Origin of the sequence: Streptomyces pratensis, from assembly GCF_037137275.1 — a bacterium.
In the GTDB taxonomy this organism is placed as follows: domain Bacteria; phylum Actinomycetota; class Actinomycetes; order Streptomycetales; family Streptomycetaceae; genus Streptomyces; species Streptomyces pratensis_B.
Window position 1 is genome coordinate 44,108 of the sequence record NZ_JBBBEN010000078.1, and the last position, 20,726, is coordinate 64,833.

Annotated in this window: 23 protein-coding genes and 1 pseudogene; 19 read left to right on the forward strand and 5 right to left on the reverse strand. The window is 70.6% G+C overall.

Translation table 11 applies throughout. From position 1 onward, the window contains the following. The first annotated feature begins 72 nt into the window (after nucleotides 1-72). From rplS to V9U70_RS09595, 12 genes are all read left to right on the forward strand, one after another. Nucleotides 73-423 (forward strand): 50S ribosomal protein L19, encoded by a 351-nt coding sequence (rplS, locus tag V9U70_RS09540; RefSeq protein WP_336674055.1) that lies wholly within the window; start codon nucleotides 73-75, stop codon nucleotides 421-423. A gap of 45 nt (nucleotides 424-468) precedes the next feature. After that, nucleotides 469-1,239 carry a signal peptidase I gene (gene lepB / locus V9U70_RS09545; RefSeq protein WP_336674056.1) on the forward strand — a complete coding sequence of 257 codons (771 nt, stop codon included), beginning with the start codon at nucleotides 469-471 and terminating at the stop codon, nucleotides 1,237-1,239. Continuing rightward, nucleotides 1,232-2,317 carry a signal peptidase I gene (lepB, locus tag V9U70_RS09550; protein ID WP_336674057.1) on the forward strand — a complete coding sequence of 362 codons (1,086 nt, stop codon included), beginning with the start codon at nucleotides 1,232-1,234 and terminating at the stop codon, nucleotides 2,315-2,317. The genes lepB (V9U70_RS09545) and lepB (V9U70_RS09550) overlap by 8 nt, the downstream gene beginning before the upstream one ends. Then, complete coding sequence (gene lepB / locus V9U70_RS09555; RefSeq protein ID WP_336674075.1) at nucleotides 2,220-3,143, forward strand: signal peptidase I; 924 nt, start codon at nucleotides 2,220-2,222, stop codon at nucleotides 3,141-3,143. Before lepB (V9U70_RS09550) ends, lepB (V9U70_RS09555) begins: the two co-directional genes overlap by 98 nt. A gap of 49 nt (nucleotides 3,144-3,192) precedes the next feature. Continuing rightward, nucleotides 3,193-3,945 carry a signal peptidase I gene (lepB, locus tag V9U70_RS09560; RefSeq protein ID WP_336674058.1) on the forward strand — a complete coding sequence of 251 codons (753 nt, stop codon included), beginning with the start codon at nucleotides 3,193-3,195 and terminating at the stop codon, nucleotides 3,943-3,945. After that, on the forward strand, nucleotides 3,942-4,430 hold the full coding sequence (locus tag V9U70_RS09565) for an NUDIX hydrolase (RefSeq protein ID WP_336674059.1): 489 nt from the start codon (nucleotides 3,942-3,944) through the stop codon (nucleotides 4,428-4,430). The genes lepB (V9U70_RS09560) and V9U70_RS09565 overlap by 4 nt, the downstream gene beginning before the upstream one ends. Before the next feature lie 64 nt (nucleotides 4,431-4,494). After that, a complete protein-coding gene (locus V9U70_RS09570; RefSeq protein ID WP_003965949.1) occupies nucleotides 4,495-4,803 on the forward strand; it encodes a DUF2469 domain-containing protein in 309 nt (102 codons plus the stop codon). A gap of 161 nt (nucleotides 4,804-4,964) precedes the next feature. Further along, nucleotides 4,965-5,324 (forward strand): YraN family protein, encoded by a 360-nt coding sequence (locus V9U70_RS09575; RefSeq protein WP_336674060.1) that lies wholly within the window; start codon nucleotides 4,965-4,967, stop codon nucleotides 5,322-5,324. Next, entirely contained in the window at nucleotides 5,324-6,946 is a 1,623-nt protein-coding gene (locus V9U70_RS09580; protein ID WP_336674061.1) for a YifB family Mg chelatase-like AAA ATPase, read from the forward strand. The genes V9U70_RS09575 and V9U70_RS09580 overlap by 1 nt, the downstream gene beginning before the upstream one ends. Nucleotides 6,947-7,071: 125 nt before the next feature. Then, complete coding sequence (gene dprA / locus V9U70_RS09585; protein ID WP_419723959.1) at nucleotides 7,072-8,184, forward strand: DNA-processing protein DprA; 1,113 nt, start codon at nucleotides 7,072-7,074, stop codon at nucleotides 8,182-8,184. 245 nt (nucleotides 8,185-8,429) lie between these two features. Continuing rightward, nucleotides 8,430-9,266: an RNA polymerase sigma factor WhiG gene (whiG, locus tag V9U70_RS09590; protein ID WP_336674062.1), complete on the forward strand. Its 837-nt coding sequence runs from the start codon at nucleotides 8,430-8,432 to the stop codon at nucleotides 9,264-9,266. A 193-nt stretch (nucleotides 9,267-9,459) separates the two neighbouring features. Continuing rightward, nucleotides 9,460-10,017 carry a TetR/AcrR family transcriptional regulator gene (locus tag V9U70_RS09595; protein ID WP_336674077.1) on the forward strand — a complete coding sequence of 186 codons (558 nt, stop codon included), beginning with the start codon at nucleotides 9,460-9,462 and terminating at the stop codon, nucleotides 10,015-10,017. Here the strand turns inward: V9U70_RS09595 and V9U70_RS09600 are convergent. Continuing rightward, nucleotides 10,007-10,996, reverse strand: a complete 990-nt coding sequence (locus tag V9U70_RS09600) for a murein hydrolase activator EnvC family protein (RefSeq protein WP_419723958.1) — start codon at nucleotides 10,994-10,996, stop codon at nucleotides 10,007-10,009. The genes V9U70_RS09595 and V9U70_RS09600 overlap by 11 nt on opposite strands. 278 nt (nucleotides 10,997-11,274) lie before the next feature. On the opposite strand from V9U70_RS09600, the gene rpsB reads away from it, so the two are divergent. From rpsB to V9U70_RS09625, 5 genes are all read left to right on the forward strand, one after another. Then, nucleotides 11,275-12,216 (forward strand): 30S ribosomal protein S2, encoded by a 942-nt coding sequence (gene rpsB, locus V9U70_RS09605; RefSeq protein ID WP_336674063.1) that lies wholly within the window; start codon nucleotides 11,275-11,277, stop codon nucleotides 12,214-12,216. 99 nt (nucleotides 12,217-12,315) lie between these two features. After that, nucleotides 12,316-13,152, forward strand: a complete 837-nt coding sequence (gene tsf, locus V9U70_RS09610; RefSeq protein ID WP_336674064.1) for a translation elongation factor Ts — start codon at nucleotides 12,316-12,318, stop codon at nucleotides 13,150-13,152. A 161-nt stretch (nucleotides 13,153-13,313) separates the two neighbouring features. Next, nucleotides 13,314-14,090: a UMP kinase gene (pyrH, locus tag V9U70_RS09615; RefSeq protein ID WP_336674065.1), complete on the forward strand. Its 777-nt coding sequence runs from the start codon at nucleotides 13,314-13,316 to the stop codon at nucleotides 14,088-14,090. A 121-nt stretch (nucleotides 14,091-14,211) separates the two neighbouring features. Then, on the forward strand, nucleotides 14,212-14,769 hold the full coding sequence (gene frr, locus V9U70_RS09620) for a ribosome recycling factor (protein WP_336674066.1): 558 nt from the start codon (nucleotides 14,212-14,214) through the stop codon (nucleotides 14,767-14,769). Further along, on the forward strand, nucleotides 14,769-15,854 hold the full coding sequence (locus V9U70_RS09625) for a phosphatidate cytidylyltransferase (protein WP_336674067.1): 1,086 nt from the start codon (nucleotides 14,769-14,771) through the stop codon (nucleotides 15,852-15,854). The genes frr and V9U70_RS09625 overlap by 1 nt, the downstream gene beginning before the upstream one ends. A 229-nt stretch (nucleotides 15,855-16,083) precedes the next feature. Here the strand turns inward: V9U70_RS09625 and V9U70_RS09630 are convergent, their stop codons facing one another. Next, nucleotides 16,084-16,293, reverse strand: coding sequence for a hypothetical protein (locus tag V9U70_RS09630; protein WP_336674068.1), 210 nt, complete (start codon nucleotides 16,291-16,293; stop codon nucleotides 16,084-16,086). Nucleotides 16,294-16,472: 179 nt separating this feature from the next. On the opposite strand from V9U70_RS09630, the pseudogene V9U70_RS30540 reads away from it, so the two are divergent. Next, nucleotides 16,473-16,592: pseudogene (locus tag V9U70_RS30540) on the forward strand (helix-turn-helix domain-containing protein); the annotation flags it as partial. A gap of 117 nt (nucleotides 16,593-16,709) precedes the next feature. Next, the gene (locus V9U70_RS09635) at nucleotides 16,710-17,216 is read left to right on the forward strand and encodes a hypothetical protein (protein WP_336674069.1); all 507 of its coding nucleotides are present in this window, start codon (nucleotides 16,710-16,712) and stop codon (nucleotides 17,214-17,216) included. Between the two features lie 25 nt (nucleotides 17,217-17,241). On the opposite strand, the gene V9U70_RS09640 is transcribed toward V9U70_RS09635, so the two are convergent. The 3 genes from V9U70_RS09640 to V9U70_RS09650 form a co-directional block, all read right to left on the reverse strand. Next, complete coding sequence (locus V9U70_RS09640) at nucleotides 17,242-18,465, reverse strand: tyrosine-type recombinase/integrase (RefSeq protein ID WP_336674070.1); 1,224 nt, start codon at nucleotides 18,463-18,465, stop codon at nucleotides 17,242-17,244. A gap of 75 nt (nucleotides 18,466-18,540) precedes the next feature. Continuing rightward, nucleotides 18,541-18,786 carry a helix-turn-helix transcriptional regulator gene (locus V9U70_RS09645; RefSeq protein ID WP_336674071.1) on the reverse strand — a complete coding sequence of 82 codons (246 nt, stop codon included), beginning with the start codon at nucleotides 18,784-18,786 and terminating at the stop codon, nucleotides 18,541-18,543. Nucleotides 18,787-19,110: 324 nt separating this feature from the next. Continuing rightward, a complete protein-coding gene (locus tag V9U70_RS09650) occupies nucleotides 19,111-20,655 on the reverse strand; it encodes a YfjI family protein (protein ID WP_336673410.1) in 1,545 nt (514 codons plus the stop codon). Between the last annotated feature and the right edge of the window lie 71 nt (nucleotides 20,656-20,726).

The window sequence follows — 20,726 nt, forward strand, 5'->3', positions numbered from 1 at the left end:
CGGTCGGCACCTCAGAACTCCTTCACCACGTTCCGTCGATGACCTGTGGCATCGGCGAAGAAAGCAGCCACCATGACTTCCCTGCTCGATGGCGTCAACGCCGCATCCCTCCGTACGGACCTCCCGGCGTTCCGTCCCGGTGACACCGTCAGCGTCCACGTGCGCGTGACCGAGGGCAGCCGCTCCCGTATCCAGCAGTTCAAGGGCGTCGTCATCCGCCGCCAGGGCTCGGGCGTCAGCGAGACCTTCACGGTCCGCAAGGTCTCCTTCAGCGTCGGCGTGGAGCGTACCTTCCCGGTCCACAGCCCGATCTTCGAGAAGATCGAGCTCGTCACCCGCGGTGACGTCCGTCGCGCCAAGCTGTACTTCCTCCGTGAGCTGCGCGGCAAGGCCGCGAAGATCAAGGAGAAGCGCGACAACTGAGCTGCCGCCCGCGTCCACAGCCCGGCCGGATAAGCTTCGGCCGCGATGGACACGCAAGCACAGCACTCGGAGCGCGATCGCTCCTCGGACCCCGATGCGGGTCCCGAGGGGCGGTCGCGCTTCTCGCGTACCGGGCGGCACATCGCCTCCGTCCTGTCCTCCCGGCGGGTCCTCCTGGGGACGGCCGCGTCCGTCGTCGCCCTGCTGCTGTTCAGCGCCTATGTGATCCAGCCCTTCCTGATCCCCAGTGGTTCGATGGAGCCCACGCTCCAGGTCGGCGACCGGGTCCTCGTCAACAAGCTGGCGTACCGTTTCGGCTCCGAACCCCGGCGTGGCGACGTGGTGGTCTTCGACGGGACCGGCTCCTTCGTGCGGGAGGACCTCGACGCCGACCCGGTGACCGGTCTGCTGCGCGGGGCCGCGGCGTCCGTGGGCCTCGCGGAGCCCGCCGACACCGACTTCGTGAAGCGGGTGATCGGCGTGGGCGGCGACCATGTCGTCTGCTGTGACGCGCGCGGGAGGATCGAGGTCAACGACACGGCCGTGAGCGAGCCGTATCTGTATCCCGGCGACACGGCCTCCCGGGCTCCGTTCGACGTCGTCGTGCCCGACGGCGCGCTGTGGATGATGGGCGACCACCGCAGCCGCTCCAGCGACTCCCGGGACCGCCTCGGATCGCCCGGTGGCGGAATGGTCCCCGTCGAGAGGGTGACCGGCCGCGTGGACTGGCTGGGCTGGCCGCCGGCGCGCATGGGCCCGTCCCAGGGGACCGACGCCTTCCGGGGCGTCGGGACGCCCGGCGGAGCGCATGGGTAACCGCGGACGCCCGCGCGGCGGAGCCGGCCCGGACGCTGCCCCCGCGGCCCCTCCGGCGGGCGGCGGGCCCGCCCGAGAGCGCGCGCTGCCCACCCGGGCGGAGCGCCGCAGGCTCGCCAGGAAGGTCCGGCGCAAGCGCCGTGGGTCCGCGCTGAGGGAGATACCCGTCCTCGTGGTCGTGGCGCTGCTGATCGCGCTCGTCCTGAAGACCTTTCTGGTCCAGGCGTTCGTCATCCCGTCCGGCTCGATGGAACAGACCATCCGGATCGGCGACCGGGTGCTGGTGGACAAACTGACCCCGTGGTTCGGGTCGAAGCCGCAGCGCGGAGACGTCGTGGTGTTCAAGGACCCCGGTGGCTGGCTCCAGCAGGAGAGCCCGGGGGAGAAGAAGGACCCGCCGGTAGGCGTCAAGCAGGCCGCCGAGCTGCTCACCTTCATCGGGCTGCTGCCCTCCGACGACGAGCAGGACCTGATCAAGCGGGTCGTCGCGGTCGGCGGCGACACCGTGAAGTGCTGCGGGGAGGACGGCCGGGTCAGCGTCAACGGCGTGCCCCTGGCAGAGAAGTACCTCCACCCGGAGGACCGCCCCTCGACCATACGGTTCGAGGTGGAGGTCCCCCAAGGGCGGCTCTTCGTGATGGGCGACCACCGGTCCGACTCCGCCGACTCCCGCTTCCACCTCGACGAGCCCGGCCTGGGGACGGTCTCCGAGGAAGAGGTCGTGGGGCGGGCCGTGGTGATCGCCTGGCCCGTCGGCCACTGGGGGACACTGGAGGAGCGCGAAGCCTTCACCGCGGTCCCGGACGGGCGAGGATCGAAGGCGGCGGCGCCGGCCCCGTCGAATAGTGTGGCACCTCCGGACCGCTACGGAGTGGTCCGGCTCCCGACCCCTGCGGAACTCCCGCTCGTTATGGGAGTGGTGGGCCTGCACCGGATCGGGCGCGGGCAGTGGCACGTACTGAGGAGTGGATGTGGGGGATTTGGCGGTCGGCGCACGATCCGGACACGACGAACCCGAGGACCGGTCGGGGCGCGACGAGTCTCCCGCGGCGGGGACGCCCGGCGGACCGGGGGGTGACGTCGGGCCTCCCGAAGGGCCCGAGGGCGGGTCCGGGCCGGCCGACGGCGGCGGTGCGCCCCGGCGGAAGCAGCGTTCCTTCTGGGTGGAGCTGCCGCTGCTCGTCGGCATCGCCCTGGTCCTGGCGCTGCTGATCAAGACGTTCCTGGTCCAGGCGTTCTCGATCCCCTCGGACTCCATGCAGAACACCCTGCAGCGGGGCGACCGGGTGCTGGTGGACAAACTGACCCCGTGGTTCGGCGCGGAGCCGGAGCGCGGTGAGGTCGTGGTCTTCCACGACCCGGGCGGCTGGCTGGACGACACCGTGACTCCGGAGCCCAACGCGGTGCAGAAGTTCCTCAGCTTCATCGGTCTGATGCCCTCCTCGGAGGAGAAGGACCTGATCAAGCGGGTCGTCGCGGTCGGCGGAGACACCGTCGAGTGCAAGGAGAACGGGCCGGTCACGGTGAACGGCAAGTCCCTGGACGAGAAGTCGTTCATCTTCCCGGGGAACACCCCCTGCAACGACAAGCCCTTCGGCCCGATCGAGGTGCCGGAAGGCCGGATCTTCGTCATGGGCGACCACCGGCAGAACTCCCTGGACTCCCGCTACCACCAGGAGCTTCCGGGGCAGGGCACCGTCTCCACGGACGAGGTCGTCGGCCGTGCCGTCGTCGTGGCCTGGCCGGTGGGCCGCTGGTCCACGCTCCCGGTCCCCGACACCTTCGACCAGCCCGCTCTGAACGCGGCTGCTTCCATGGCGCCGGCGGCACTGGGCGTAGCCGGAGCGCTGCCCCTCGTGCTGTGGCGGCGCAGGAGGCTGACCGGCGGGCGTACCGCCGGGTAGGGTGCCGCTCGGATCAGCGATGGCCGATCTCTGACGGGGGAGTGCTGGCATGAGCGGTACGCGACGCGGGAACGACGGCCACGGCCGACTGGGCGCGATGGCGTCGGGCCTCGCCGTGGCCGTCGGCTGTGTGCTCTTCCTCGGCGGCTTCGCCTGGGCTGCGGTGGTCTACCAGCCCTACACCGTCCCGACCGGCTCGATGTCCCCCACGGTGGACCCCGGTGACCGGGTGCTCGCCGAGCGGATGGACGGCGCCGACGTCCGCCGCGGTGACGTGGTCGTCTTCACCGACGAGGCCTGGGGCGCCATCCCCATGATCAAGCGGGTCGTCGGCGTGGGCGGCGACACGGTGGCCTGCTGTGACGAGGACGGACGGCTCACCGTCGACGGAACCCCCCTCGACGAGCCGTATCTCAGCAGCGGCCCCGCCGCCGGGGAGCAGGCGCCCGCCTCGCCGCGCGACTTCACCGCAGAGGTCCCCCCGGGGAGGATCTTCCTGCTCGGCGACGAGCGGGCCGGCTCACTGGACTCCCGGGTCCACCTGGAGGACGCGAACCAGGGCTCCGTGCCGCTGAGCGCCGTGCAGGGCAGGGTGGACGCGGTCGCCTGGCCGATGGAGGGCATGATCGGCCGACCCGCGACCTTCGCCGAGCTGCCCGGCGGAGTGTCCGCCGAGGGCCCGCTGCCGCTCCAGTGCGCCGCGATCGTGGTGGGAGCCGCGCTGATCCTGGGCGGGGCCGTGTACGGGCCGGTGGCCGCGCGCCTGTCCCGGCGCCGGCCGGTCGCCGGAGAGGCCCGGTGACCCCCCGGGCCCGCGAGGTCGCCCGGGTGGTCCTCCTGGACCCGCACGACCGCGTTCTGCTGCTGCACGGACACGAACCGGAGGACCGGGCCCGCACCTGGTGGTTCACCCCGGGCGGCGGACTGGAGGGCGACGAGACGCGGGAGCGGGCGGCCCTCCGCGAGCTGGCGGAGGAGACCGGCGTCACGGACGTCGCACTGGGGCCGCTGCTCTGGACGCGGGTCTGCTCGTTCCCGTTCGCCGGGCGGCGCTGGGACCAGGACGAGTGGTACTACCTGGCCCGTACGGCGCAGACCGCCACGGCCCCGCTGGGCCTCACCGAGCTGGAACTGCGCAGCGTCGCCGGTCTGAGGTGGTGGACGTCCGCGGAACTGCTCGTGACGCGTGAGACGGTGTACCCGACCGGACTCGCCGAGCTGCTGCGCACGCTCCTCGACGAGGGCCCTCCCCGTGAGCCGCTGGTTCTGGCCCCCGAAATCGTGTAATCGTCCAGGGGCGTCCGGGGGTGACGCACAATGGGGGAACGCACGGCTGAAGGGGAAACATGCCATGAGCGCCGAGGACCTCGAGAAGTACGAGACCGAGATGGAGCTGAAGCTCTACCGGGAGTACCGCGATGTCGTCGGTCTGTTCAAATATGTGATCGAGACCGAACGGCGCTTCTACCTCACCAACGACTACGAGATGCAGGTGCACTCCGTCCAGGGTGAGGTCTTCTTCGAGGTGTCCATGGCGGACGCCTGGGTCTGGGACATGTACCGGCCCGCGAGGTTCGTCAAGCAGGTCCGCGTGCTGACCTTCAAGGACGTCAACATCGAAGAGCTAAACAAGAGCGATCTGGAACTCCCGGGAGGCTGACCCCGCGTGGCCCGCCGCGCCGGGCCGCCGATACGCGCGAGAAGCGGAGAGACCCGGTCACCCGTGTGGGTGGCCGGGTTTTCCACATCAGCGGAGTTGTCCACCAAGATCCACATTTTGGGGCCGGACGGCCCAGAGTCGGTGCCGGAGGTGGTGCCGATATGAACGCACGGGGGGCACTCGGGCGGTACGGCGAGGATCTGGCGGCGAGGGTGCTGACCGAAGCCGGAATGGCCGTGATCGAGCGCAACTGGCGCTGTCGCGCCGGAGAGATCGACATCGTGGCCAGGGACGGCGACGCCCTGGTCGTCTGCGAGGTGAAGACCCGCCGCTCGGACGCCTTCGAGCACCCGATGGCGGCGGTGGGCCCGGCCAAGGCGGACCGGCTGCGCAGGCTCGCCGAGATCTGGCTCGACCGGCACGGCGGCCCGCCGCCCGGCGGGGTCCGCATCGACCTGGTCGGGGTCCTCGTGCCCCGGCGCGGGGCAGCCGTCGTCGAGCACGCGCGAGGGGTGTCCTGATGGGCTTCGCGCGAGCGTGTTCCGTGGCGCTGGTCGGAGTCGAGGGCGTGGTGGTGGAGGTCCAGGCGGGCCTGGAGCCCGGAGTCGCGGCGTTCACCCTGGTCGGCCTGCCGGACAAGAGCCTGGTGGAGAGCCGGGACCGGGTCCGGGCCGCCGTCGTCAACTCCGGGGCGGAGTGGCCGCAGAAGAAGCTCACGGTCGGGCTCTCCCCGGCCTCCGTCCCCAAGAGCGGTTCGGGCTTCGACCTGGCGGTCGCCTGCGCCGTGCTCGGCGCGGCCGAGCGGATCGACCCCGCCTCCATCGCCGATGTGGTGATGATCGGCGAACTGGGCCTGGACGGCCGGGTGCGTCCCGTCCGCGGCGTGCTGCCCGCCGTTCTCGCGGCGGCAGAGGCCGGATACGAGCAGGTCGTCGTCCCCGAGCAGACGGCCGGGGAGGCGGCCTTGGTGCCGGGCGTCTCGGTCCTCGGCGTCCGGAGCCTGCGCCAGCTCATCGCCGTCCTCAGCGACGAACCGGTGCCGGACGAGCCCGTGGACGACCACCACCGCCCCGACGCCATGCTCGCCGGACTCATGATCCCCGGCACCGGCCTGGGCGCGGGCCTCGCCCAGGCCTCCGCGCGGGGCGAGCCGCACCGGCCGGACCTGGCGGACGTCGCGGGGCAACAGCGCCCGCGGCTGGCCCTGGAGGTGGCCGCGGCCGGGGGGCACCATCTGCTGCTCTCCGGTCCGCCCGGCGCCGGCAAGACCATGCTGGCCGAAAGGCTGTCGACGGTCCTGCCGCCGCTCACCCGACAGGAATCACTCGAAGTGACGGCGGTCCACTCCGTGGCGGGGCTCCTCCCCCCGGGTGAACCGCTCATGACCCGGCCGCCCCACTGCGCCCCGCACCACTCGGCGACCATGCAGTCCCTGGTCGGCGGGGGCAACGGGATGCCGAGGCCCGGCGCGGTCTCGCTGGCTCACCGCGGCACGCTTTTCCTGGACGAGGCGCCCGAGTTCTCGGGCAAGGCCCTCGACGCGCTGCGCCAGCCGCTGGAGTCCGGTCACGTGGTCGTGGCGCGTGCGGCGGGGGTGGTGCGCCTGCCCGCCCGGTTCCTGATGGTCCTGGCCGCCAATCCGTGCCCGTGCGGCCGGCACACCCTCTCCGGCGCGGGGTGCGAGTGCCCGCCTTCCGCGGTCCGCCGCTATCAGGCACGCCTCTCCGGCCCGCTGCTCGACCGGGTGGACCTGCGGGTCGAGGTGGAGCCGGTCGACCGGGCGGACCTGCTGGGGCGGGGCGGCCGGGGCGAGTCGACCGCCGTCGTCGCCGCACGGGTACGGGAGGCCAGAGCGCGGGCGGCCGCGCGGCTGACCGGCACCCCGTGGGCCACGAACAGCGAGGTCTCCGGCCACGAGCTGCGCACCCGGCTGCTCCCGGCCCCCGGCGCGTCGGCCGCGGCGGAGCGGGACCTGGAGCGCGGAACGCTCACGGCCCGGGGCCTGGACCGGGTGCTGAGGGTGGCCTGGACCGTGGCGGACCTGCGCGGCGCCGCGCGCCCGGACGCCTCCGACGTCGCGGTGGCCCTGGAGCTGCGGACCGGAATCCAGCGCGGGGCGCCGATGGGGGCGGGGGAGCGGTGACCCCGGACGGTCTGACAGGAGGGGACCGTGAGCCGGGGGAGCGCGCGGGCGAAGGGCCGTACGGGCTGCGGGGGCCGAGCTCGCGACCGGACGGGGAGCGGTGGGCGCGGGCGGCCCTGACCCGGGTGCTGGAGCCGGGGGACGAGCGCGCCGGACGCTGGCTGCGGGAGGCCGGCCCCGTGGAGCTGCTGCGGCGGTTCACCGCCGAGGACGGTTCCGCCGAGCGGTTGCCCGGAATGACCGCCGCACGGCTCGGAGGCTGCCGACTGCGTGCGGCCGCCGCCGAGCCCGAGCGGGACCTGGCGGCGGTTGCCGAGGTGGGCGGTCGTTTCGTCTGCCCGGGAGACCGGGAGTGGCCGAGTCAGCTGGACGATCTGGGCGACGCACGGCCCATCGGGCTCTGGGTGCGCGGGCGGCCGGACCTGCGGCTGTGGTCCCTGCGCTCGGTCGCGGTGGTCGGCGCGCGTGCCTGCACGCCCTACGGGGCCCACATGGCGGCGGCTCTCGGTTCCGGGCTCGCGGAGCGCGGTTGGGTGGTGGTCTCGGGCGCGGCGTTCGGGGTGGACGGGGCGGTGCACCGGGGCGCGCTGGCGGCAGGCGGGGCGACGACGGCGGTGCTGGCCTGCGGCGTCGACGTGGCCTATCCGCGCGGACACGCCGAGTTGCTCGGGCGCCTGGCCCACCAGGGCCTCATCGTCGCCGAACTGCCGCCCTCCTCCCACCCCACGCGCAGCAGGTTCGTGCTGCGCAACCGGGTGATCGCCGCCCTGACCAGGGGAACGGTCGTGGTGGAGGCGGAGTACCGCAGCGGTTCCCTGGTCACCGCCCGACAGGCACAACGGCTCGGCCGCTTCGCGATGGGCGTCCCCGGCCCCGCCACGAGCGGACTGTCGGCCGGCGTCCACGAGTTGTTGCGGGGTGAGGGCGTGTTGGTCACCGATGCGTCCGAAGTCATCGAGTTGGTCGGGGACATGGGGGAACTCGCCCCGGTTCGGCGCGGCCCGGTAGTGCCCCGGGACCGGCTGGACGCGACGGCGGCCAGGGTGTTGGACGCATTCCCGTACCGGGGCGTCACCCATCCTCGTGATCTCGCCCGCAGCGCGGGGACCTCCGCCGACGAGACGCTCGGGCGGCTGTACGAACTGCACTCACTGGGGTTCGTCGAACGCGATGGCGACGGCTGGAGGTTGACGGACTCGGCGAAACGCAACGGCGACGCGCGGCGAGGCGGTACTTGACCTGGAGCATTCGGGTGAAAAGGTAAGGCTGATGACCTCATGTGATCGACCGGTCACCCGACGGGGTCGCCGCCCCGGGCGGCGGCCCCGGGCGGGCGCGAGCGACGCGGCGGCGGAACGTCAGCACGCGGCGTGGATCTGTCGTCCTGCGCGGACTGCGACGTCCCGGTCACGCTACGCTCACGAGGATTTCGCCCCAGACACACGTCCCCAGCACTTCACGGCAGAACGGCTCAAGGCACCACATGCCCCAGCACACCTCCGGGTCTGACCGCGCGGCAGTACCACCGGTTGCGCGTGGCACTGTGCGCCCTTCCGCCCCCTCCTCCCTGGACGAACTGTGGCGTTCGTACAAGACCACGGGCGACGAGCGGCTGCGGGAGCAGTTGATCCTGCACTACTCCCCGCTCGTCAAGTACGTCGCGGGCCGGGTGAGCGTGGGGCTGCCGTCCAACGTCGAGCAGGCCGACTTCGTCTCCTCCGGGGTCTTCGGGCTGATCGACGCCATCGAGAAGTTCGACATCGAGCGGGCCATCAAGTTCGAGACGTACGCGATCACCAGAATCCGCGGCGCGATGATCGACGAGCTGCGGGCCCTCGACTGGATTCCCCGGTCCGTCCGGCAGAAGGCGCGCAACGTGGAGCGCGCCTACGCCACACTGGAAGCGCAGCTCAGGCGTACGCCGTCGGAGGCCGAGGTCGCCTCGGAGATGGGTATCGCGCTGGAGGAACTGCACGCAGTTTTCAGCCAGTTGTCGCTGGCGAACGTGGTCGCCCTGGAAGAGCTGCTGCACGTCGGCGGAGAGGGCGGCGACCGGCTGAGCCTGATGGACACGCTGGAGGACACCACCGCCGACGACCCGGTGGAGGTCGCGGAGGACCGCGAGCTGAGACGGCTGCTCGCGCGCGCCATCAGCACCCTCCCCGACCGGGAGAAGACCGTGGTGACCCTCTACTACTACGAGGGCCTGACCCTCGCGGAGATCGGCAGCGTCCTCGGAGTGACCGAGAGCAGGGTCAGTCAGATCCACACGAAGTCCGTGCTGCAACTCCGGGCGAAGCTGGCCGACGCCGGCCGCTGAGCTCTTCCGGCGGCGCGGCGGCGCGGCGACGCAGTGCGGGGCCGTGGGGCGCAGGGCGCCGTCACAGGCCGCGCCGGGAGCGCGCGAGAAGGTGTCCGACCCCCGTGGTTTGGCCATGAGGCGGAGGCCGTGCCCGCCCCCCGCGCCCCCGCCGCCGTAGAGTGGAGACGTGCCCAGGATTCGAGCGGCCTCCGTGGCCGAGCACCGGACCATGCAGCGCGGCGCCCTCCTGGACGCCGCGCGCTCCCTGCTGTCCGAGGGCGGTACGGAGGCGCTGACCTTCCCCGCTCTCGCCGAGCGCACGGGCCTCGCCAGGTCCTCCGTGTACGAGTACTTCCGCTCCCGAGCCGCGGTCGTGGAGGAGCTGTGCGCCGTCGACTTCCCCGTCTGGGCGGCCGAGGTCGAGAACGCCATGGAGCGTGCCGGGACGCCAGAGGCGAAGATCGAGGCCTATGTGCGCCGACAGCTCGACCTCGTCGGGGACCGCCGTCACCGTGCGGTCGTCGCGATCTCCGCGAGCGAGCTGGACTCCGGGGCCCGGGAGAAGATCCGGGCCGCGCACGGCGGGCTGATCGCCATGATCGTCGAGGCGCTGGGCGATCTCGGCCACGGGCAGCCGAGGCTCGCCGCCATGCTGCTCCAGGGATCGGTCGACGCCGCCGTGCGCCGTATCGAGCTGGGTGTCGCGGAGGAGCCGAGTGTCATCGCGGACACCGCCGTCGCGATGGTGCTGCGCGGCGTCAGCGGCTGACCCGGGCCGCGACGGCCGCGCACGACGGACCCGAGCACCGGCCCCCGGGCGACGGCCGCGCCTGTCGCGACGCCTCCCCGCCCAGGCTTCTGCCCCGCGCAGGGGCCCGTTCGTCCGGCTCCGGCACCCCGAACACCGGCAACAGCCGCGAGGGGCCTCTCCGTAGCAGTGAGGGCGGCAGCAGGGAGAGCGGGTCCAGATAGGCGTCCGCGCGTCGCAGCCCCCAGTGCAGGCAGCCCGCGGGGCAGTGGAACGGGCCGCCCTCCAGCACCCCGACCGACTGTCCCGCCCGCACGCGCTCGCCCTGCCGGACCAGCGCGCGCACCGGTTCGTACGTCGTGCGCAGCGGTGGCGCCCCACCGCCGTCGATCTCGATGGACAGCACGCCGCGTCCCGCCACCGGCCCCGCATACGAGACCCGGCCGGCTGCGGCCGCCAGCACCCGGTCGCCCGGCGCCGCCGCCAGGTCGACGCCGCGGTGACCGGGCCCGTACGGGCCGGTGGGCGGCTCCCATCCCCGTACCACCGTCGGCCGTCCCGCCAGCGGCCAGCTCCGGCCGCCGTGGCCCGCGTCGGTGCGGCCGTGCGGAACCGCGCCTGCGCCCGAAGCTCCGCCCCCGCCCGTTTCCCACGCTCCCTCCGCGCCCGCACCCGAGTCCCCGTCAGCGCCCCGGCCCGTACCGGGAACGCCCTCCGTGGCCGCGCTCCCCCAGGGCCCCGCGGACACGGCTGCGGGCGGAGGGGCGGGAGCGGTGGGGCCGGGGCGCGCGTCGGGCCGGGCGTGGGACCGGGCCGCGGCTCCGGGCGGTGTCAGGAATGCGCTCAGCGTCGGCAGCCCGCTCAGCGCCAGGAACCCGGCCAGGACCAACGGGAGCAACCGGTGCGGCGGGGCGGCGAGCGGCGGGAGCGGCGGGCCACAGGGTGGCGGAGGCGGTGGGCGGTGGGCGGGAGAGCGGCGTGGGCCGGACAGGTCTCGCATGTCCGCAACGATGTCCCGGAGGCCGGGATTCCGGGGATCGCCCACCGTCCCTGTGGACTACTCGCCGGTTGTGGACATCGCCGTCACCCGGCACTCGGCGGGTCCCGTACACTTCTGGTGGCGATCCGGGTCACCGGGTCGACTTCGCACGCCCCGCCACCTCCCTCTTCGCGGACGGTGGCCGCGCCCCTCGGTCCCTTGTGGCACGGCGCGTCGGGGCGTCAGGCGCGACCGCAATCCTGCGGTCGCGACAACCGAGTACCTCAAGGAGTACGGCCATGGCCGTCGTCACGATGCGGGAGCTGCTGGAAAGCGGCGTCCACTTCGGTCACCAGACCCGTCGCTGGAACCCGAAGATGAAGCGCTTCATCTTCACCGAGCGCAACGGCATCTACATCATCGACCTGCTCCAGTCGCTGTCGTACATCGACCGCGCCTACGAGTTCGTCAAGGAGACCGTCGCCCACGGCGGCTCCATCATGTTCGTGGGTACGAAGAAGCAGGCCCAGGAGGCCATCGCCGAGCAGGCGACGCGCGTCGGCATGCCGTACGTCAACCAGCGTTGGCTCGGTGGCATGCTCACCAACTTCTCCACCGTCTACAAGCGCCTTCAGCGGATGAAGGAGCTCGAGCTCATCGACTTCGAGGACGTGGCCGCCTCCGGCCTCACCAAGAAGGAGCTCCTGGTCCTCTCGCGCGAGAAGGCCAAGCTGGAGAAGACCCTCGGTGGTATCCGCGAGATGCAGAAGGTGCCCAGCGCCGTCTGGATCGTCGACACCAAGAAGGAGCACATCGCCGTCGGTGAGGCGCGCAAGCTCCACATCCCGGTCGTCGCGATCCTCGACACCAACTGCGACCCGGACGAGGTCGACTACAAGATCCCGGGCAACGACGACGCGATCCGCTCCGTCACCCTGCTCACCCGCGTGATCGCCGACGCCGTCGCCGAGGGCCTCATCGCCCGCTCCGGTGCCGCCACCGGTGACTCGAAGCCGGGCGAGAAGGCCGCCGGCGAGCCCCTCGCCGAGTGGGAGCGCGACCTGCTCGAGGGCGACAAGAAGGACGAGACCGCGGCAGCCGCCGAGGTGCAGACCTCCGTCGAGACCGAGAAGGACGCCGACGCCGACGCCGAGAAGCCGGCCGTCGTCGAGGCCGTCGCCGAGGCCGAGACCGTCGCCGCCGAGACCCCGGCCGCCGACGCGGACGCCGAGCAGGCCTGACACCCGTCACGGCCGCTGACGGCGGGGGCCGACGCCATGGGCGTCGCCCCCGCCGTTCACCCGTAGATCTTTCAGACTTCGAGAGAGACATACAGACTCATGGCGAACTACACCGCCGCTGACGTCAAGAAGCTCCGCGAGCTCACCGGCGCCGGCATGATGGACTGCAAGAAGGCGCTCGACGAGGCCGACGGCAACGTCGACAAGGCCGTCGAGGCGCTCCGCATCAAGGGCCAGAAGGGCGTCGCCAAGCGCGAGGGCCGCTCTGCGGAGAACGGTGCCGTCGTCTCCCTCATCTCCGAGGACCAGACGTCCGGCGTGCTGCTCGAGCTCAAGTGCGAGACGGACTTCGTCGCCAAGGGCGACAAGTTCCAGGACGTCGCCAACACGCTCGCGGCCCACGTCGCCGCGACCTCCCCGGCCGACCTCCAGGCGCTGCTCGCCTCCGAGATCGAGGCCGGCAAGACCGTGCAGGCGTACGTCGACGAGGCCAACGCCAACCTCGGCGAGAAGATCGTCCTGGACCGCTTCGCGCAGTTCACCGGCGACTACGTCGCGGTGTACATGCACCGCACCATGCCCGACCTGCCCCCGCAGATCGGTGTTCTGGTCGAGCTGGACAAGGCCGACGCCGAGCTGGCCAAGGGCATCGCGCAGCACATCGCCGCGTTCGCCCCGAAGTACCTGGCCCGCGAGGACGTCCCGGCCGAGGTCGTCGAGGCCGAGCGCCGCGTCGCCGAGGAGACCACGCGTGCCGAGGGCAAGCCCGAGGCCGCGCTCCCGAAGATCGTCGAGGGTCGCGTCAACGGCTTCTTCAAGGAGGCCACCCTCCTCGGCCAGCCGTACGCGCTGGACGCCAAGAAGTCGGTTCAGAAGGTCCTGGACGAGGCCGGTGTCACCCTGAAGCGCTTCTCGCGCATCAAGGTCGGCATCTGAGTCCGTCCGCGAACAACGGTGGACCCGATAGGGTCTGGTGCAGTCGTCACGGCCGCACTCATGCCGGACGACCGCAGATCTGACGAGGAGGCCATTGCCGCTGTAGGGACATCGGACCCACCGGCAATGGCCTTCTTCGTATGTGCACGAGGAGAATTTCCATGGACAAGGGCGCGGGCGCCACTCAGGCGGACCACAAGCGCGACGAAGACAAGGGCACCGGGCGCTTCATGCTGAAGCTCTCCGGTGAGGCGTTCGCCGGCGGCGGCGGTCTCGGCGTCGACCCCGACGTCGTGCACACGATCGCGCGGGAGATCGCCGCAGTCGTGCGCGACGGCGCCCAGATCTCGGTCGTCATCGGGGGAGGCAACTTCTTCCGCGGCGCCGAGCTTCAGCAGCGCGGCATGGACCGGGCCCGGTCCGACTACATGGGCATGCTCGGCACCGTCATGAACTGCCTGGCGCTCCAGGACTTCCTGGAGAAGGAAGGCATCGACTCGCGCGTCCAGACGGCCATCACCATGGGCCAGGTCGCCGAGCCGTACATCCCGCTCCGCGCCGTGCGGCACATGGAGAAGGGGCGCGTCGTCATCTTCGGCGCAGGTATGGGCATGCCGTACTTCTCCACCGACACGACCGCCGCCCAGCGTGCCCTGGAGATCGACGCCGAGGCCCTGCTGATGGGCAAGAACGGCGTGGACGGGGTCTACGACTCCGACCCCAAGGCCAACCCCGACGCGGTGAAGTTCGACGCGCTGGAGTACGGCGAGGTGATCGCCCGCGATCTGAAGGTCGCCGACGCCACCGCCATCACGCTCTGCCGTGACAACCAGCTCCCGATCCTCGTCTTCGAGCTGACCGCCGAGGGCAATATCGCTCGCGCGGTCAAGGGTGAGAAGATCGGCACGCTCGTGAGCGACGCGAGCACCCGGGCCTGAGGGCCCCCAGGATGGACAACGGCCTGCCGGTCGGACACCGCGCAGGTGAGGACGCGACGCAGGACCCGCAGGGCTCGACGATGACGACGCCGGGCCCGCCCAAGACACGCAGGAGCACGTGGTGATCGAAGAAATCCTCCTCGAGGCCGAGGAGAAGATGGAGAAGGCCGTTGTCGTCGCGAAAGAGGACTTCGCCGCGATCCGTACCGGCCGCGCGCACCCGGCGATGTTCAACAAGATCGTCGCCGACTACTACGGCGCGCTGACCCCGATCAACCAGCTGGCCTCGTTCTCGGTTCCCGAGGCGCGGATGGCCGTCGTGACGCCGTTCGACAAGACCGCGCTGCGCAACATCGAGCAGGCGATCCGCGACTCCGACCTCGGCGTCAACCCGAGCAACGACGGCAACATCATCCGGGTGACGTTCCCCGAGCTCACCCAGGACCGCCGCAAGGAGTTCATCAAGGTCGCCAAGACCAAGGCCGAGGACTCCAAGATCTCGATCCGCTCCATCCGCCGCAAGGCCAAGGAAGCCCTCGACAAGCTCGTCAAGGACAAGGAGTCCGGCGAGGACGAGGTGCGCCGCGCAGAGAAGGAGCTCGACGACACCACCGCGAAGTACGTCGCACAGGTGGACGAGCTGCTCAAGCACAAGGAAGCCGAGCTGCTCGAAGTCTGATGAACGACTCTTCCTGGGGCGCCCCGCAAGGAACCCGTTACCGGGGTACGCCCGAGATGAGGGCTGCCCCGGCGGGTCCTGCCCATGATGTGCATGACGCCCAGCAGACTCGGCCCATGCCCAACGTGCCGGACGTGCCCGACGCAGGTAGAGACGCAGAGAGCCGCGACGACCGGAGCGGGGGCCCCGCCCGGGGCGGCGGTCCCCTGTTCCGTGACGAGATGCCGCAGGAGCCCATGTCCACTCCGCTGCCGTCCCCACCGCAGAAGAAGCGCGCGGGGCGTGATCTGCGCGCGGCCATAGGGGTCGGTCTGGGGCTCGGCGCCGTCGTCGTCGCCTCGCTGTTCGTCGTGAAGGCCCTCTTCGTCGGCGTGATCGCGGCCGCCGTCGTCGTCGGCCTGTGGGAGCTCACCTCCCGTCTCCAGGAGCGCAAGGGCATCAACGTGCCCCTGATCCCGCTGGCCGCGGGCGGAGCCGCGATGGTCGTCGCCGGCTACCTCCAGGGCGGTGAGGGCGCCTGGGTCGCGACGGCGCTGACCGCCCTCGCGGTGCTGGTCTGGCGGATGACCGCGCCGCCGGAGGGGTATCTCAAGGACGTCACGGCCGGGGTCTTCGCCGCGTTCTACGTGCCGTTCCTGGCCACCTTCGTCGCGATGCTGCTGACGGCGGACGACGGACAGTGGCGGGTCCTCACCTTCCTCGTTCTCACGGTGGTCAGCGACACGGGGGCGTACGCGGTCGGCTGGCGGTTCGGCAAGCACAAGCTGGCCCCCCGCATCAGCCCCGGCAAGACCCGCGAGGGCCTGTTCGGCGCGGTCGCCTTCGCGATGGCCGCCGGAGCGCTGTGCATGGAGTTCCTGATCGACGGCGGCGCCTGGTGGCAGGGTCTGCTCCTGGGCGTCGGGGTCGCGGCCAGCGCCACCCTCGGCGACCTCGGCGAGTCGATGATCAAGCGCGACCTCGGGATCAAGGACATGGGCGCCCTGCTCCCCGGCCATGGCGGGATCATGGACCGGCTGGACTCGCTGCTGCCGACCGCTCCGGTGGTCTGGCTGCTGATGGTGCTCTTCGTCGGTTCCGGCTGAGCGGCCACGCACCCCGTCCCACCTGCGATTTCCACGGGCGAGGGCTCGTCGTCCCCAGGGCGGCGGGCCCTCGCCCCGCTGTCTGCCACACTGGATGAACCATGCCTAAGCCCGGAGAACTGGCACACGCGAGAGTCCGTTAGGCCCCCGACCAGCATTGTTGCACTGGTCGGGGGCCTAGTCTTTGTTCCTGGGGCCGTCACTGGGCCGTGGGTGCAGCCGGTGAGCTTCAGCGACGCATGATCAGAACCAGCACAGTGACCAGGCTCGCGCCGACAAGCAGCGCCGCCCCCAGCTCGGCATCGCGGAATGCCGCATAGGTGCCAAGCACTCCAACCAGGGCAAGCACCACGGCTCGCAAGCTGATCTCGTCGTTCACTTTATCCTCCGCATCGATTGCCTCGCCTTCTCCGACTTCATCAGGCGCGGCAGTCTTCATGGGGAGTTCTTTATTGCAGGTCTGAGGTTGCAGCGATTGCTTGGAAACTCCCAGGTCAGAAGGTGGTTCACCGTAGAATGGTGAAGCTCTGAAGGTTCAAGGGGGATGGTGTGCAACGAGTGCGTGAGATTTCACATGACTTGTCTGAAGTGTCGTCAGTGCCCGAATTGGCCGCTGCTGTGAAGGGGCTCCTGGAAGCTCTCGGGCTGAAGCAGAACCAGGTGGCCCATGGAAGCGGCGTGTCAGAGGGAACCATCTCGAATGTGCTGGCGGGGAAATCCTGTCCTCACGAAGACACCTTCGAACGGATCATTACGCAGGGATGTGGGCAAGCCTGGAAACCTTGGCAACATGCCTGGGCTCGGGCTTCGGCGGAGCACCGAAGGCGACAGTCTGCGGTCCATGTGGTTGCCGAAGTGAACGAGCTGCGCAATGGCGTGCAGAGGCTTGAGGGCGTCATCACGGAGCTGAACGCTAAAGTCGAGGCTGTCTCCGTTGCTCTTGCGGAGCGGCCTTCCGACGCCGTGGCCCAGCAACACCAGCGGCTAGAGGGGGCGAGGTTCCTTGCTCGGGTTGGTCCTGCGGACTTCCCCATCATCCCGGGGCGTAGATCTCCGATTCTGCACGTCCATGAAGTCGACGAGTTCTTGGGGGAGATCAAAAGACTCGCTCTTCAGGATATGGCCGAGTTGTGTATCTTTGTGCTCGGTCATCCCGGTTCGTTCTCCCCTCTGGCTGCCGAAGAGGCTTGGGACACCGGCTACGACGAGTCGGCAGTTCACGACTACGTGGAAGCCCTGCGCCGTGAGGTAAACCGGCACCTTGGAGTAGAGCCCGCCATCGCTGCTGATGCTCTTGCGATGGGTGCTCCACACCAAGATGATCCGTGGGCCAACAGGGAGTGGGGCCCGACTCCTACCTAGTTGCAATGAGCCGCCATGCGCGCGTCTAGCGCAGCATGTTGTCGATGGCCGTGCGGGTCCGCTCTTGAGTCGAGGGCATGAGGTGCGCGTACACCCGCAGCGTCAGTCCTGGATCAGCATGTCCGAGGAATTGACTGACGGCCTTGACGCTCTCCCCAGCGTCCAGGAGCACGGATGCGTAGAAGTGCCTCAACGCGTGCATGCCGTGTTGGCGTGCGGACTCGTACTTGCCGGTCTCATCGGCTTCGTCGATCAGGCCAGCCGCGGCAAGGGCGGGCTTCCACTCCTGGATGTTGAAGTTGCTCCGCCAGACGACTCCGGATGCGGTGTTCGTGAACAGGAGACGAGCCGTCACCTTCGGGCCATCGGGCTTCCGCCACGGCAGGGTGACCTCAACCGGCTTGCAGTTGTCCATGTGCGCTCGAAGCGCTTCGGCCACCGAGGACGGGAGCGGGACATCCCGCTCCTTGCCGCACTTCGGCGGCGCGAACACGGCCTTGCCCTGGATGAGCTTCACCTGCCGAATGACTCGGAGGATGCCAGCCTCGAAATCGACCGCATCCTCAGCGAGTCCCACGATTTCCCCCTGCCGCAGCCCGCATCCCGCGCCTGTGTCCACCATGGTCCGGTAGCGCTCAGGAAGTGCTTGGCGGACCGCCTGAACCTCTGAGGGCAGCCATGGGATGACCCGCCGCCGTTCGACCGATGGCGGGCGCACGGACTTCGCAGAGCACGGGTTGCGGGGGAGGAGACCGTCGTCCACGGCCGCACTCAGTACGGCTCGAACGTCGCCGTAGATGTTGCGCGCGTACGCCCCGCTCACGCCCGGGTTGGACTCAAGGGCGCTCACCAGGTCGCGAAGGTGTTCCGGCCGGAAGGAGTCGAGCGGGCGCGACCCGAGGACGGGGAAGGCGTGCAGGCGTAGCCGCTGCTCGGTGACGATCTGGCTCGACGGGTCCGCGCTGTGTGCCTTGAGCCACTTCTCGGCGTAGCCCTTGAACGTGACCCGGGCTGCGCGCGGATCGATGTACTGGCCTCGGGACATGTCGGAAGCGACGTTGGTCAGCCAATTCTCAGCGAGTCGCTTCTGTCGGTCCGGGAAGGACTTGGACTTCTCCGTGCCGTCAGGGCCGATGTAGCGGGCGCGGTAGCGGAGTCCGATGCCGTATCGGTCGCTCTTGACGCGGCAGGGCTTTCCGTCGGGCCCGGGTTCGGTTTTGTACCAGCGGTCTTGGATGTGGCCGGCCACAGGGTGCTCCAGTCGGGGATGCGGCAGGGGCGCGACCGGTGGTGGTCGCGCCCCTGTGGGTGGTTGTGGTGCGGGTCAGGCGGCGTCGCGCTCGGCTTCGGTGAGCGTGTTGATCCAGGCATGGACAGCGGTGGGGTCGTAGCGGAGGTGCTTGCCGATGCGGAAGCCGGGCGGGCCGGCGCGCTTCTTGCGCCAGGCGTAGACGGTTTCGAGCGGGACGGAGAGCAGGGCGGCGATGTCCTCGGGGGTGAGGTAGCGGTCAGGGAGGCCGCCCCGGAGGGTGGCGCGGGGGTCGGTCTCGGCGGGGCGTTTGGGTGCCACGGGGGACTCCTCGGGGCTGCGGTGGCCGGGTTTCCGTGACAGAACTGACAGAACCTCGCCGCTAGCCCACTGACCTGCGGATACTCCGGTTTCCAGCGTCGTGACAAAACCTCGAAAAACTCTGACAGAACCTCCGGGCCGGGGGTTCTGTCAGGGCACCCCCGGGACCGCCACGGCCCGTGGGGGCGGTGTCGGAAACCCGGGGCGGGGAGGTTCTGTCAGAGTTTTCGGAGGTTTTGTCAGAGCCGTGATCATGGCTCTTTGTGCAGGTCAGCGGGCTGGTGCGGGGGTTGTGTCAGTTCTGTCAGCGGAATGGGGGTTCTGTCAGCCGGTGGTGAGTGGCGGGGTGATGTGGGGGTGGGTGTCGAAGCGTGGCGACGGCGGCCGACCACCGCGCCCGGTGCGCGGGGGCACGGGCTGCTGGCGGACCCATCCGTGTTCTTCCAGCAGGGTGAGCGCGGGGTCGAGGTCGGTCATGGCGGGGAAGTCACCGCGCGACAGGCCCCGGAACAGCTCGCGCTTGGTGAAGCCGGAGAGGCGCTGTTCCTTGAGGTGGGTGAGGAGCTGGTGGGCGGCTTCCTGGGCGGGGTCGGCACCCATGGCGTCGAAGACTTCCAGGGCGTGGGCGGTGAAGTAGTCCCCGATCTCCACCGCGTTGGCCATGGTGGCGGCCTCGATGGGGACCATCCATCCGTTGTCGGGGTGGGCGGCGAGGTGGAGGAGTCCGGCGATGCGGGCGACTGCCCCGTCGCGCTTGGATGCCCACTTGATGATCGGGTGGAGGCTGCGGCCCTTCCCGATCCGGGACTCGGTCACCTTCTGGTAGGCCAGCAGCACCGTATCGGCGTCGGGGGTGAGGGTGAGTACGGCCGGGTCGGTCCAGTCCGCCAGCGCCAGCGTCAGCCCGCCCAACTGCTTCGCGTACGTGGCTGCGGTCTCCTCCGGCAGCAGGTCGGGGGTGAGGTTGCGGGAGCCGACCAGGGAGAGGGGCTTGGCGTACAGGAACCGGGCCAGCAGCCCCCGCCCGTCAGCGCCCTTCACCCTGCCGAGCGCGTCCAGGACTTCGGGCTGGATGGCGAGGCCCATGGTGATGGCGGGGGCTTCGACGTGCTGCGCGTCCCGCCCCTGCCGGTTCACCCTCACCATGTCCCCGGCGTGGCCTTTGAGGAAGATCCCCATGTTGGGGGTGCCGGAGTACCGTCCGGCGATGATGTCGAAGATCTCGCCCTCGGCGGACATGACGCTCATCCGCCCGTCCTGGTCGGCGACCAGGGTGGCGAGGCTTTCGGGGGTGACGTCGTCCGCGACCAGTTGAGGTTTCGCCGGGACGGTCATCTCGTCGGCCTGCTGGGCGAGGTGGACGGCTTCGGCGGTGAGCTGGTCCCGCAGCCCGGGTTCGGCAGCGGCGGCTTTCTGCGCGGCCTTGTCGGCGGCGGAGCGGGCCAGGCGGGCGGTGGTCTCGGCTTCGGCCCGGCGCGGCCCGGACAGCTCCACCAACGCCTTCTCGGCAGCGAGGAGCGGGCCGGTCATGAGAGCGAACACGGCCGACTTCCGGTTGCCGGGGGGCAGGGCGACGGCGGTGTAGAGGTTCACCGGCTCCCGCCAGTGCCCCCGCACGTGAACCGTGGCCCGCCCGCCGGCCGCCGTGGCGAGCACCGCCAGGGCCAGGCACCCGGCCAGGTCCACTGGGGTCTGCGTCTCCTCGGCGACTCCGGCGACCATGCCGCTCAGCCACTCGGGCAGGGCGTGGACGGGGAAGGTGGGGAGTTCGCGGCGGGGGTTGAGGGGGACGGGTTCGTCCCAGACGGGGCCGGTGATGGTCTCGGGGTCCAGGGAGTCGTTGAAGCCCTCCCACAGGTCGGCGCTCATGCGGCCTCGCTCCCTTCGGTGTTGAGCAGCGGGCAGGACTCGGGATGGGCGGTGTGGGCCTCGATCAGGGC